Consider the following 13715-nt stretch of genomic DNA (forward strand, 5'->3'; position numbering starts at 1 on the left):
TTTTACTCTTTTACTGATCCTGAAACTAGCCCTGATGCTATATATTTTTGTAAAAGCATAAATATTACTACTATTGGTAAAGCCGCCATTACTGCTGCTGATGAATACATTGTCCAATTTGCAGAAAATTGATCTTTAATGAACTTTTGAAGTCCTGTTACTATAGTTTGTACTTCTGCATTTTTTAATATTGCTGAAGTAAACATAAATTCACTATAAGCTCCTATAAAGGCAAATAAGAATATAACTATTAACATATTTCTAAGTAATGGTAATATTATTACAGTAAATACCTTCCATGTTGATGCACCATCTATATAAGCAGCTTCAACTAACTCCTCTGGAATTCCATCTACTGCTCCTTTTAAAAGCCATATATTATAAGCACTTCCACCTGCTAGTATTAATATTAATACCCATGGTTTGTTTGTTAAATTTAATGTGAAAACTATCCCCATTATTGCTGGTAACGCCATAGTTGCTGGGAACATTTGAAGTATTAATAAACTCATTAATCCATTTTTTCTTCCCCAAAATCTTAATTTTGAAAAAGCAAATGCTGCTGGTACAGATAATAGTAATTGAACTGTTGCTACTATTGTACAAATTATTAGTGAATTTTTTAGCCATAATAAGAAGTTTGTTTTTTCAAACACTTTTCTATAATTTTCCAAACTCCATTCCGTTGGAAAGAAAGTTGTTTGAGTAAACGCTTGTCCTTTAGCCATTGAAGAAGAAATTACAGCTACTATAGGAACTAATGTTATTGCTATCATTATCCATATAAAAATTCTACCAAGCCAAGCTGTTCTAATTTCATCAGGTCTTAATTTCTTTTTATATCTTACCTTTTTTTGTTTTGTTGAAATACTCTTTAAATTTACCTCTGTTTGCATATTAATCAACCTCCTCAAACTGGCCAGACGCTTTCATTTGAATAAATGAAATTGATGCAATTATTATAAATGTTATTATACTAAGTGTTGCTGCAATATCAAATCTTCCAAATTGTATTGAAAGTTTATAATTTACTGATGCTAGTATGTCTGTGTACCCTGCAAACTGTGTTGTTAATCTTGGAGGTCCTCCATTTGTTATTAAAAAAGCTTGTCCAAAATTATTAAAGTTAAATGCAAAAGATGATATAACTAGTGGATAAGCAGTTTTAGCTAGTGCTGGTAATGTAATACTTGTGAATTGCTTCCATTTACTTGCACCATCTACCATAGCTGCTTCATAATAAACTTCTGGTATTGCTGATAATGATCCTAAACAAACATTCATCATATACGGAAATCCAAGCCATATATTAACTAATATTATACTCATTCTAGCTAAATTAGGATCTGCTAACCATTTTATAGGTTCTTGTATTATGTGCAACTGCATTAGTAAATTATTTATTTGTCCGTAGCTTCCATTAAGTAAACCTTGGAAAGATAAAATTGCAACAGATGCTGGTAAAGCCCAAGGAAGAATTAATATTCCTTTATAAAACCCTCTTTCTTTTATATTAGGATTATTTAAAACTAATGCTATTATTAATCCTAAGAAAAAGCATCCAAGTGTTGATAATATAGCAAAAATCATTGTCCATGCAAATACAGGTAAAAATGTTTCTTTAAAAGGTCCGGTTAATACTTCTATAAAATTAGCTAATCCTACTAATTTAATTTCGCCTTTTGAAAACTGAGTATAATCAGTAAAAGCATAGTATATTGTTGATAATACTGGAAGTAACGTAAATATACATATTGAAATAAGTGCTGGTGCTAAGAAATAGTAAGCTTTATGACTTTTACTCTTCATGCCCATGTTAAATCCCCCTTTATTTTATATAGAGATAGGTAAATCACCTATCTCTATTTATCTGCATCTACTATTTTATTTGTTTAATGCCTTCTTTTACTTGATCAACTATATTCTTTCCAGCTGTTTTAGCATCTATTTGACCTGAAGTTAATAACTTTAAGTTATTTCCTGCTGGTTCCCACATAGCTTGAACTTCTACTATATTTGGCATTGGCATAGAAACTTTTGCTTGTTCCATAAATGCTTTTGTATATTCATCATCAACTGTATAGCCTTTAGCTACAGGAATTCTGCTACCAGTTTTATATACTATATCTTGTCCCTTATTAACAAATTCCTCCATAAGTTTCCAAGCTATATCTTTATTCTTTGAATTTTCATTAACAAATGCAGTTTGAACACCTAAGAATGTTTGTGGAACTTTTCCATTTAAAGTTGGCATTGGAATTACACCAAAGTTTAATCCAGCTTCTTTGGCACCTGCAACATCCCATGGACCTGAGAAGTAGAATCCAGCTTTACCTGATGTGAAATCTCCTTTAGCTATGTCACCAGTTATATCTGCTGCCATTAACTTATTCTTGTTAACTAAATCTGAAATAAATTGAAGTCCTGCTACTGACCCCTCATTTCCAAGTCCTATATCTGATGGATCTAATGTTCCGTTATTATTCTTATAAACATATCCACCACCAGCTGATAAGAATGCATATGAGAAGAAGAAGTTATTTACGTCATATTCAAATCCAGTTTCTTTTGCCATTGCAACTAAATCTTCCATTGTTTTTGGAACTTCTTTAACTTTATCTTTATTATAGAACATTGCTGTTGTTTCTTGAGCAAACGGTATAGCATATTGTTTTCCACCTATTGTTATAGCATCAACTATCCCTTGAGAAGTATATTTATCAGCAGAAACCATACCCGCTGGTACTTCAGCAGTAACTCCTGCCTTCTGGAATGTTCCTAAATTATCATGTGGTACACCTAATATAAGGTCTGGACCATTGTCACTTTGGCAAGCTTGGATCATTTCTTGGAACTTTCCTTGGTCTTCAACAACATTTACTTCAACGTTGTTTTCTTCTCCCCAAGACTTAGCTACTTTTTCAAATTCTTTAACTTCGTTAGCTGTGAAGTGTGACCAAACTGTTAATGTTTTCTTTTCTCCATCTTTATTTCCTGTTGTACCACTCTTTCCACCACAACCTACTAAAGAAGTTGTTGCAATTACACCAGCAATTAAAACTGCTAACAATTTTGAACGTTTTACCATAATAAATTCCTCCCAAAATCTAATTTTAGACTCTTATATTTATAAACCTTTTTAGGCTTATTAACTTAATTAATGATATTATTTATAGGTAACCTTACCGGTACCGTTTCCACAAAACTTTAAACTTTATTCTTAAATCTTGCTTCTTTCCAAAGTAAAAATAATATTTTAAATTCTATTGCTTCATTAAAATTAGATATATCATAATTAACTATTTTTTTTATTTTATCAATTCTATAAAATAAAGTGTTCCTATGAATATATAATTTATCTGCAGACTCGCTTATCTTTAGACCTTCACTGAAAAATATCTCTATAGTTTTTATTAAACCATCATCCAATTTAGAAAAAACCTCATTATATTGCTTATATACTCTGTTAATCTCTTTTTCATCTACATTTTTTATAATTTTTTCTAATAATAATGAATTTTCTGTATATATTTCCGATGGTAAATTATACTTTAGACATACTTCTAAATTTTCCTTAAGATATTCAAATTTATCCTTAAATTCATTGTATTCATTTATCTTACAATAACTTATACAACATTCTTCTGTTACATTCTTTTTTAATTCAATGTATAATTCTTTAATTTTTTCCTTACTAATATCATTTTTGCTTACTATAAGAATATATTCATCATGATATACAATTATACTCTCGTTTCTTAAATAATTTTTTTCTATTAATTTTAGAGCTTTAAAGTGCTTGTCCCTCAAATAAATAAGTATTAATTTAAAGGGCTTATCCTTAATAACTTCTTGTAGAACATCGTTGGAAAATTCTTTTCCCTTTATTATATCTGCTATTATTTCTTCTTTTGATTTGACTACATTGCTTAGCTGTTGTTCTAAACAGTATTTCAACAAACTTATACAATTACTATAATTATCGTATGTTTCTAATAGCAATTCTTCAGTTGAGATTTTTAAAATACTACTAATAACTTTACAATTTTTTCTTTGCATAAAATCAGCTATTACAGATCCATCTTTCTTACTTATTTTGAAGGGAATTTGAATTTCTTCACTTATTTTTTGAAAAGAGTTTTCTAACTCATACATAAGTTTCACCCACCGGATAAAAATTTTAACATTTTCATAACATTCATGAAACAGGTAACGTTTCCAAAAAACTAAAAATTAAAACTCTTATTTTATATATTTCCTTTATCTTATATTTAAATTATACTTGTGAAAACGTTTTTATTCAATAGTATTTTATCACAATTACTAACATTTTTTTTGTACTTTTTTACGAAAAGCATACTTAAGGCTTATTTATTAATAATTTTAAAAGGCCATCACTCATTGGACAGCCTTTCTAATTTAATATTATCAATTATTTTAATAGTAATTAAGCTACATACAACTCCTAATATTATTCCTCCTAACACATCAGAAGGATAATGGACCAAAAGATATAATCTAGAAAATGCAATAAGTGATGCTAATGAGTAAAATAGATATTTCCATTTCTTTATATAATGACTAAGTACAACTGCTGCTGCAAATGAAGACGCTGTATGTCCTGATGGAAATGAATATGATAGTGGTTCCTTTATCATAATTTTTATATTAGGAAATGTAATAAAAGGTCTTGGTCTTTTTACTATATTTTTTATAATTACCTCTCCAAATAAACTTGTTATCAAAAGGGCTACTAACATTGTGATTCCTATTTTTCTATACTTATTACTAAATAATAAGATTACCCCTATGATTATCCATATAAGCCCACCATTTCCTAATGCTGTTATAAAACTCATTATTTTATCCATAATTTGACTTGATAGATTATCACTTATAAACCTTAAAACATTTATATCTATGCTACTTATATCTAATACCATATTTCCTCCACTAAAAATTTTACATAATATATTTGTTATTTATTCTTTATTTTGATTTATTATTCCTTAATTATATACATTTTTATTTTATTATATAATTACTATAGTATTATCTCATAGTTATTAAGAAAAAATCTAGAGGTAGTACCAGTTTTTTGCTGATACTACCTCTATTATTTAAGATTTATATTTAATTCTTTTTAAATATTATGCTCATTTCTACAAGTTCTACCGCTATATCTTTTATAGTTTCTGCACTAATTAATTGGTCTTCTGAATGCATTATTTTTTATTACATACTTTCTGGATCTGAATACTCCTGAGTTCCTTGCATTTTTGCAGCTGCCTTATTAGATGCAATAACAAATGGTGCATATATAAGAACACTAACAGCTAAGCAAACTAATCCCACAACAAGTCCCATAAAATTCGCTCCCGTTCCTAAAAATGGAATTAATGGTCCTGGAGTAGTCCAAGGTACTCCATATGCTACTGGTGGGATTATTTCTAACATAATCGCTCCATAACCAATTAAAATATTTACTACTGGTACAAGTAGAAATGGAATTATAAATATTGGGTTTAATACTATTGGTAAGCCAAATATTACTGATTCATTAATATTAAACAATCCAGGTGCAATTGATAGTTTTGCTATATCTTTTTGATCTTTCATTCTTGAGAAAATAAATATTGCTATTATTAACCCTAATGTCATTCCTGATCCACCATAATTTGCAAAGGCATCATTTAATGCCCAAGTCGTTGGAAAAGGTGCTCCCCATGCACTCCCATTAGCTTGTACATAAGCTAAATTAGCTGCATTAGCTTCAGCAAACATAGTATCTCTTACAGCTGCAACTGTATTTGGTCCATGTATTCCCATTATCCATAACAAGTTAGATACTACTGCAAATACAATAACTGAGAATACACTTGTTCCTAATTTAGTTAATGGTTTTTGTAATACATTATAAACTAATGTATGAATTCCACCACCATCAGTAACCTTTAATAACAAGAAATTTGCAACTGAAAAACTAATTGTTACTATTATTATTGGAAATAATATTTTAAAAGTTCTTGCAACTGCTGGTGGTACTTGTTCAGGCATTTTTATCTCAAGCTTTGGACTTTTAGAAAGTCTTGATAATATTTCTCCAACTAATAAGCCAACAATTATTGCAACGAATAATCCTTGAGGTCCCATATATTGAGTTGAAATTGCCCCATCTTTACCTGCTGGATATATAATAAAGAAAACTGAAACAGCAGTAAGTCCAGTTAATAAGTCGTCTGCACCTAAGGTTCTTGCAAGGTTTCTTGCTATTAAAAACACTATTAAAATTGCTAAAATATCCAAAGATCCTTTTAATACAGGTGCAAATATTGCTTGATAATCTGCTAAATTAGGTATTAAAGTGCCTAATTTTAATAATTTAGCTATAAATCCATCTGGTGATAATAAAACAAAGTTTAATAATACCATTAATGACCCAGCCATTGTTAATGGAAATGTTAGGATAAATGCGTCTCTAATTGCACAAATATGTCTTTGTGAATTTAATTTTGTTGCTACAGGTACAAGTAATCTTTCTATGCCATTTTCAAATCTCGTCATAATGCTCATATATTTATTCCCCCTCATAAATATTACTTATTTATTAAAATCTTGATTATAAACCAAGTGTTTTTAATACATTTTCTAGAATTGCTTTACCATTCATAGTTCCGTATAGTCTCATATCTATTACTTCTACAGGTATTCTTCCTTTAACTAATGCATCTACTTGTGGTTTTTGGAACCTTACTTGTGGTCCTAATAACACTATATCTACCTTATCTATAACTCTTGAGCATTCTGAAACTGGTAGAGCTTCAATATTTATTTCTATTCCTTTTTCTTTTGCTGCACCTTTCATTTTATTTACTAAAAGACTTGTTGACATTCCTGCTGCACATACTAATAAAATATTTTTCATTATAATCCCTCCTAAAATTTATTCTTAAAAATATAATTAAAGCTCTTCTCCATTAGTTCTTATAACATTTTTATACCAATAAAAACTTCTCTTTTTTATACGCCTTAAATCTTTTTCATCGTTTTCATTTCTATTTATATAAACAAATCCATATCTTTTTTGATATCCATTAAGCCAACTTAATAAATCTGTAAAGGACCATGTACAATATCCTAATAATTCTACTCCATCAGTTATTGCTTCTTTACAAGCTTTAATATGATTTCTTATGAAATCTATTCTATATTCATCATTTATTATGTCCCCATCTTCAAGCTTATCAAATTCTCCAAGTCCATTTTCTGTAACTAATATAGGTAGTCTATATCGGCTATTTATCCTTCTAATGCCAATCCTAAGTCCTGTAGGATCTATTTCCCAATCCCAATTCGTTCTCTCTAAATAAGGATTTTTTATACTCTTAAAGCTACCAGGTATTCCGTAATCTTTAGCAGTTCCCTTCTTACCTGATGTATTTATTTCTTCAAAATTATTAAGTCCACCTATCGCATTTGCCTCAACCGTTTCACTTCTATAATAATTTATCCCTATAAAATCAGGTTTTCCTCTCTCTAAAAGTTCTAAATCTCCATCCTCAATCTCTGGCGCTATCCCTTGTTTTTCATATCTACTTAATGCAAATGCTGGATAGTTTCCAAAACAATATACATCTAACCACCAATGACAATTCATATCTTCAGCGTTTTCTCTAGCTAAAGCGTCCTCTGGTTTGCATGTATAAGCATAATTAGGAGTAAAAGCAAAGCTTGGTCCTATCATTCCATTTGATACATATTGTCTAAATGATTCTATTGCCTTCGCATTAGCTAAACTTGCAATGTGATTCGCTTTAAGCATCCTTTTATCATCCTGTACCTTAGGAGGATGTATTCCAATTTTATATCCTAAAAGTATAAATACATTCTGTTCATTTAAAGTTATCCAGTATTTAACTTTTTCACCATATCTTTTATAGAGAGTTATACAATAATTATTAAAATCCCCTATTATCTCTCTAGATTCCCAACCTCCATATAACTCTTGAAGGTGTTGTGGTAGATCCCAATGATATATAGTTATAATTGGTTTTATTTCATTAGCAATAAGTTCATCTATTAACTTATCATAAAACTCTAGACCTTTTTCATTTACCTCTCCTCTTCCTTTCGGATAAATTCTACTCCATGCTATTGAAAATCTGTAGGCTTTTAATCCCATCTCCTTCATCAATTCTATATCTTCTTTGTATCTATGATAGTGATCTACTGCTACTTTTCCATTAGTTCCTTTGTAAGTTGTGCCTGGTATCTCAGTGAATTTATCCCAAATACTCAAGCCTTTTCCGTCAATATCATAAGATCCTTCAACTTGATATGCTGCAGAAGCGCTTCCCCATAAGAACCCATCTTTAAATTTATCGAGTTTTTCATAAATCAAGATTACCTCCTCCTTTCTCCCTTGATGTTCATATTATAACTTATAAAAATACCCTTGTAATCATTTTCAAAACTTAAAAAAACATACCTCAACTCTTTATAACTTGTTACATTTATGTAACAAATTGTTTCCTTCAAAACATATTTCTTATATTATTTCTCTGCTCGTATTAATTAAAATAATATAATTTAATTAAATACTATAAATTTAAAAATCTTATAAAATACATATTGTTATCAAAAAATAATAGGTAGATGAAAAATCATCTACCCTTATAATTTCTATATAATTTTCTTCCTATAGTTTCAATGATATATAATGCAGGAATTTGAGTGGTAATATCGTTTTCTTCTGTTTTCTCTTGTTGCACATAATATCCAATATTTATATCAGATATCTTTGCTAAAGTTGAATCTTCATTATTAGTTATACTTATGATTTTGCTACCTTTTCTCTTTAAGCCATTTATATGATCTATTACAGTTGGTGTTTCTCCCGAAACAGAAAAGGCAATCGTTACATAATTCTCTGTGTATTTGAAATTAATCGGATAAAATGGATCATCAATATATATTGCATTTCTTCCTATAGCAGAAATATACCTTGCTGAATACTTAGAAAGTATTCCTGAAAAGCCTATTCCAACAAATATTATAGTACTTGCTTCATTTAATTCATCACAAACCATATCTATTTTTTCTCTATAGTCTTTAGTTTGTGCTTTTTTTAAAAAGTCAATTATCATTGAAGTGTTATCTGTTAATTCCTTTCCTCCACCTTCTTCTATATACATTTTGAATTTTAATTTAAATTCAGAAAAGCCCTCACAATCTAGTTTTTTACAAAATCTTAATATAGTTGTAGTAGATACGTGAGCTTCATTTGCTAATTCTCTTATCCTCATGTAAATTACTTTTTCACTATTTTTCATTATATAGTTATAGAGTGATAATTCCAATTCATTCAAACTTTGTATTTTATTATAACTAAACATTACTAATCCCCTTTTCTTAAATTAAAAATAATGTACATAGTTATATCTATACCACTTAAAATTCCTATTAACAATATAAAAGTTCATTTAAGCATTACATTTTACATTTATTATGGCACCAAGTATATTAGCATCGTTATTATATTTGCATCTATCTATTTTCGTTTTAATATACTCTCCTAAATTCTTATTGCACACTTCTTTATATTTAGTATTAATAATATTAATCAGCCACTCTTCATCTGATATTCCTCCGCCTATATATATGGTTTCAGGGTTATAAAATGCTGTTATTGTCACTAATTGTGCAACTATATTATTTATCCATTGCTCTATACTTTCTATAGCTAATTTCTCTTTATTTAGATATTTTAAAATAATATCTCTGCCATATAAAGCTTTATCACTTTCATTTACCTTTTCATTATATATATTTATTAATCCAACTATTGATGCAGTATCTCCCATTTTATTAAACCTTTTATTTAAATTATCAAAATAAGTTAAATGATGAAACTCACCTGCAAAGCTATCATTTCCATATATAACACCATTTTCATCACAAATGCATCCCCCAGTGCCTGTACCTATTATTAGAAAAGCTGAACTTTTTTTACCCATTGCATTTCCAATTTTGAGTTCACAAAGCCCTGCTGATTTTGCATCATTTATAGAAAGTACTCTTTTACCTGTTCTTTTTGATATTTCTTCGTTAATATTTGAATTACGCATTATTTTTACATTTGGAGCAGCATCTGATTTTACATTTCCATATTCATCTATAAGCCCTGGTGCACTAACTCCAATGCTTTCTATCATTTCTAATTCGCTGATATTTTGGCACATATAATCATAAAATTTGTCTTTTGTATCAAATTTAATAGATTCAACTTTCCACTTCTTTAATATTTTATAGTTATCATCAACAATGGCATACTTTATAAACGTTCCACCTATATCAATTCCTAAATATTTACTCATATTACTCCACCCTTCTTACCAACTTGATATAAACAAATTTTTATACTATTAAATAGATATTTATAAAAGGCTGAAATCTATATTAATAAAGACTTCAGCCAATGTAAGTATATTTAAATTTTATATCTAAATATCTTCTCCTCTTGTCTCTATTACGTTTTTGTACCAGTAGAAAGAGGCTTTTTTCTTTCTATTTAAATTATTTTTATGGTCAACATATATAAATCCATATTGTTTTTTAAATCCATTTAACCAACTTAACAAATCTATAGCAGACCATGCATAGTAGCCTTTTAAGTTTATTCCCTCTTTAATTGCACTTTTAACAGCTCTTAAATGTGTTTCTATAAACTTAATTCTAGGTATATCCACTACTTGACCTTCTATAATAGGATCTTCATCTCCTAATCCATTTTCTGTTATATATATCTTCACATCTCCATATCTTTCTTTTAACATTCTTAATCCATCTAAAAATGCTTCAGGAGATATTTCCCATCCCCATTTAGTGTACTGCTTATCATCCATTTTAACTGTTCTATAAAATCCATCGAAAGACGGATTTCCAGGCGCTCCTGTTGAATTTTCCCTACTTCTTTCAACCTGTTCATCTATATTATTTTTCATTACTCTTTGAGGTTGATAATAATTTAGTCCAATAAAATTATTTTTATCTGCTGCTCTTTTTATTATTTCTAATTCTTCACTGGTCCAATCAATAGTAATACCTTTTTTACTAATAAGATCTACAACATACTTAGGATATTCACCTTTTAATATTGGATCATAATACCAATGCATATCTACTTTATTTGCATGCTCTGCAGCTAATAAATTTTCTTCCTTATCATCTATACTAAAGGCTGGTGAGAATACATGTGTAATTCCTATTTCTCCATATTGCTTTAATGTTTTGTACAATTCAACTGATTTTGCATGAGCTAAAAATACATTGTGAGTAGCTTGGAAATACTTATTAATATCCCCTACTATAGCTGGAGGATGTGCCCCTGCCAAATATCCTAATCCACAAAATACTACTATTTCGTTAAATGTAATCCAATGCTTAACCCTATCACCAAAAGCTTTATAACAAATTTCAGAATACTTTACAAAAGATTCAATTGTTTCTTTATTTGTCCACCCACCTTTTTCTTCTAATACTTGTGGCAAATCCCAATGATATAAAGTTGCAAAAGGAACTATCCCATATTTTAAACATTCATCTATTATATTATTATAAAATTCTATCCCTTTTTGATTTACTTCTCCTATTCCATTTGGTATTATTCTAGGCCATGAAATTGAAAATCTATAAGATTCTAATCCCATTTCTGCCATTAGTTTTATATCCTCTTTATATCTATGATAATGATCTATTGCTATATCACCATTAGTACCTTCAAAAGTTTTTCCTGGAATTTTAGAAAACACATCCCAATTGGATAGCCCCTTTCCATCCTCATTCCAAGCCCCTTCTATTTGATATGATGCAGATGCTGCTCCAAATAAAAAATCATTTGAAAACTTCATTTATTTTTCCTCCAATTTATAAAAATAAGCTTATTTTCTATTTTAATATGTTACTTAACATTAAGTGTGTAATAAAGTGTTGTTCCATATTTTGACTTAGTCTTAAACTCTGATTTTAAGTAAGCCTCTAACTCATTAGCTGTTAAGCTTGTTTCTGCTGAATAAACTATTTTTATTCTATTGCTATCATCGTTTACTATAAGCTTAACCTTGTTATCTTCATAATTGTCAAAGAATTCTCTTATAAATTTCATTTGAACTCCATTTATTTCTACTTTATACATAAACAATCCCCCTATATCAATTAATTTTTGTTAGTTTACCTAATATAATTTTATAATATTTTTTTATTTAAAACCTATTTTTATAAATTAATAAAACAAATATCATTTTTTATAATTTGTTTTATTCTTGTAACATATTGTTATATTTATCATATTAAATATTTACTAAATTGCATGAAGATCAAATATGTAAATTGGGAAAATATAAAAATAATAAAAAGGAGACCTGGTCTAGAGTAAGGCGTTATTACATTCAATAGGATTTAGATAGATTTAAACTAGATTTTGTAGATAAGTTTTTAGCTACACCGTTTAATTAAAATGAAAAAAATTCTGAATCTCACTATAAATTTGTATTTTCGTATCATAGTAATCATATTATTATAATTAGTAAAAAATATAGAAACATAATATTTGTTAATGGCTATTATAGAAATGATTTGAATTTAGTTGTTCATATTAGAGTAAATCACTCTTATATATTCTATATAAGAGTGATTTACAAACTTTATAGTTTACTAAAATAGCTATATTAAATATCATCATAAAAGTAAATGTATATAATAATTGTGGCATGTTCATAAATAATCTTATAGGTGACTCTATTAAATAACAATAATTAGCTCCAATTACTATATCAATAATAAAAACTATTCCATGGTAAACATTCGTGAATATTAAAATTTCTTTTAAACTTGTAACTGTGAATTTAAAATCTTCAATTACTAAAATATACGTTACAGACCACAATAAACATATATGACCTACAAAATATGAAATTTGAGTATAGTGTGGAAATTTAAATGGATCTACGCCCGGCATTACTAGTGCGAAAATTGCTCCAAAAGACCCCCAATATACTCCTAATGATTTTAACGCTTTATTATTTATTAATAACCCTATAGCCATTGATATAATAGCCACTCTACAATTATAAAGTGGTAGCCCCTGGCTTAATGTATTATATCCTGATAATATATACCATAAATATAAAATAACTTGTTGTGTTAGCATAATTATTATCATAGTATTTTTAATTTTTTTACAGAGAATACTATTTTCTTTAAACACTCTTCTCTTCTTTATAATAATAAAACAACCACTAAATGTTATTATCAAAATTACTATATGTATAAATCCAAAATTATCGAATACATATCTATCCGGATTACTTCTAAAAAGTTCTTTAAGTAAATTCATATTTCCCCTCCAATCATCTTATCTTATGTTTATAATTATATTTGACGAACAAATAAATGCTTAAAAATAATTTATAGATGCTTATATCTTTATACATCATTAACCATAACCTATAAACTAATAATAATCGATTCTATATTTGGATTACTAAAAGCTCAAATAAAGATTATATATCACACTAAATAGATTAGCAAATGACTGTACTTTTAAATATTGTTACTCTAAAGATAATACTTGTCCATCTACTTCTAATAAAAAAGTATCAAATTAAAAACCAATAAAATCCAAAAATTTTTGTACTATCTAGAAGGCATATAGCTCT

At 28.2% G+C, this 13715-nt stretch carries 13 protein-coding genes; all 13 read right to left on the minus strand.

Annotation, left to right across the window (positions count from 1 at the left end; all coding sequences use genetic code 11):
* Positions 1 to 2 precede the first annotated feature (2 nt).
* Entirely contained in the window at positions 3 to 896 is an 894-nt protein-coding gene (locus ACH36K_RS17680; RefSeq protein ID WP_411168903.1) for a sugar ABC transporter permease, read from the minus strand.
* Between the two features lies 1 nt (position 897).
* Positions 898 to 1815 carry an ABC transporter permease subunit gene (locus ACH36K_RS17685; RefSeq protein ID WP_411168904.1) on the minus strand — a complete coding sequence of 306 codons (918 nt, stop codon included), beginning with the start codon at positions 1813 to 1815 and terminating at the stop codon, positions 898 to 900.
* Between the two features lie 64 nt (positions 1816 to 1879).
* The gene (locus ACH36K_RS17690) at positions 1880 to 3088 is read right to left on the minus strand and encodes an extracellular solute-binding protein (RefSeq protein WP_411168905.1); all 1209 of its coding nucleotides are present in this window, start codon (positions 3086 to 3088) and stop codon (positions 1880 to 1882) included.
* A gap of 119 nt (positions 3089 to 3207) precedes the next feature.
* Positions 3208 to 4155: a PucR family transcriptional regulator gene (locus ACH36K_RS17695; protein WP_411168906.1), complete on the minus strand. Its 948-nt coding sequence runs from the start codon at positions 4153 to 4155 to the stop codon at positions 3208 to 3210.
* Between the two features lie 239 nt (positions 4156 to 4394).
* A complete protein-coding gene (locus ACH36K_RS17700) occupies positions 4395 to 4943 on the minus strand; it encodes a phosphatase PAP2 family protein (protein ID WP_411168907.1) in 549 nt (182 codons plus the stop codon).
* 292 nt (positions 4944 to 5235) lie between these two features.
* A complete protein-coding gene (locus tag ACH36K_RS17705; RefSeq protein WP_411168908.1) occupies positions 5236 to 6573 on the minus strand; it encodes a PTS sugar transporter subunit IIC in 1338 nt (445 codons plus the stop codon).
* Positions 6574 to 6619: 46 nt separating this feature from the next.
* Positions 6620 to 6925 (minus strand): PTS sugar transporter subunit IIB, encoded by a 306-nt coding sequence (locus ACH36K_RS17710; protein WP_322459296.1) that lies wholly within the window; start codon positions 6923 to 6925, stop codon positions 6620 to 6622.
* Positions 6926 to 6961: 36 nt separating this feature from the next.
* A complete protein-coding gene (locus ACH36K_RS17715; RefSeq protein ID WP_411168909.1) occupies positions 6962 to 8401 on the minus strand; it encodes a glycoside hydrolase family 1 protein in 1440 nt (479 codons plus the stop codon).
* Positions 8402 to 8663: 262 nt separating this feature from the next.
* Entirely contained in the window at positions 8664 to 9395 is a 732-nt protein-coding gene (locus ACH36K_RS17720; RefSeq protein ID WP_411168910.1) for a MurR/RpiR family transcriptional regulator, read from the minus strand.
* 87 nt (positions 9396 to 9482) lie between these two features.
* The gene (locus ACH36K_RS17725; protein ID WP_411168911.1) at positions 9483 to 10376 is read right to left on the minus strand and encodes an ROK family protein; all 894 of its coding nucleotides are present in this window, start codon (positions 10374 to 10376) and stop codon (positions 9483 to 9485) included.
* Between the two features lie 126 nt (positions 10377 to 10502).
* Positions 10503 to 11909 carry a GH1 family beta-glucosidase gene (locus tag ACH36K_RS17730; protein ID WP_411168912.1) on the minus strand — a complete coding sequence of 469 codons (1407 nt, stop codon included), beginning with the start codon at positions 11907 to 11909 and terminating at the stop codon, positions 10503 to 10505.
* 50 nt (positions 11910 to 11959) lie between these two features.
* Entirely contained in the window at positions 11960 to 12193 is a 234-nt protein-coding gene (locus tag ACH36K_RS17735; protein WP_322390298.1) for a hypothetical protein, read from the minus strand.
* A gap of 459 nt (positions 12194 to 12652) precedes the next feature.
* Positions 12653 to 13393 (minus strand): TIGR02206 family membrane protein, encoded by a 741-nt coding sequence (locus tag ACH36K_RS17740; RefSeq protein WP_411168913.1) that lies wholly within the window; start codon positions 13391 to 13393, stop codon positions 12653 to 12655.
* Positions 13394 to 13715: the final 322 nt, after the last annotated feature.

The organism is Clostridium sp. MB05 (genome assembly GCF_046581255.1).
Lineage (GTDB): Bacteria > Bacillota > Clostridia > Clostridiales > Clostridiaceae > Clostridium.

Coding starts and splice junctions, on each gene's coding strand:
- ACH36K_RS17680 (WP_411168903.1), bottom strand. CDS start 896: ATGCAAACAGAGGTAAATTTAAAGAGTATTTCAACAAAACAAAAAAAG.
- ACH36K_RS17685 (WP_411168904.1), bottom strand. CDS start 1,815: ATGGGCATGAAGAGTAAAAGTCATAAAGCTTACTATTTCTTAGCACCA.
- ACH36K_RS17690 (WP_411168905.1), bottom strand. CDS start 3,088: ATGGTAAAACGTTCAAAATTGTTAGCAGTTTTAATTGCTGGTGTAATT.
- ACH36K_RS17695 (WP_411168906.1), bottom strand. CDS start 4,155: ATGTATGAGTTAGAAAACTCTTTTCAAAAAATAAGTGAAGAAATTCAA.
- ACH36K_RS17700 (WP_411168907.1), bottom strand. CDS start 4,943: ATGGTATTAGATATAAGTAGCATAGATATAAATGTTTTAAGGTTTATA.
- ACH36K_RS17705 (WP_411168908.1), bottom strand. CDS start 6,573: ATGAGCATTATGACGAGATTTGAAAATGGCATAGAAAGATTACTTGTA.
- ACH36K_RS17710 (WP_322459296.1), bottom strand. CDS start 6,925: ATGAAAAATATTTTATTAGTATGTGCAGCAGGAATGTCAACAAGTCTT.
- ACH36K_RS17720 (WP_411168910.1), bottom strand. CDS start 9,395: ATGTTTAGTTATAATAAAATACAAAGTTTGAATGAATTGGAATTATCA.
- ACH36K_RS17725 (WP_411168911.1), bottom strand. CDS start 10,376: ATGAGTAAATATTTAGGAATTGATATAGGTGGAACGTTTATAAAGTAT.
- ACH36K_RS17730 (WP_411168912.1), bottom strand. CDS start 11,909: ATGAAGTTTTCAAATGATTTTTTATTTGGAGCAGCATCTGCATCATAT.
- ACH36K_RS17735 (WP_322390298.1), bottom strand. CDS start 12,193: ATGTATAAAGTAGAAATAAATGGAGTTCAAATGAAATTTATAAGAGAA.
- ACH36K_RS17740 (WP_411168913.1), bottom strand. CDS start 13,393: ATGAATTTACTTAAAGAACTTTTTAGAAGTAATCCGGATAGATATGTA.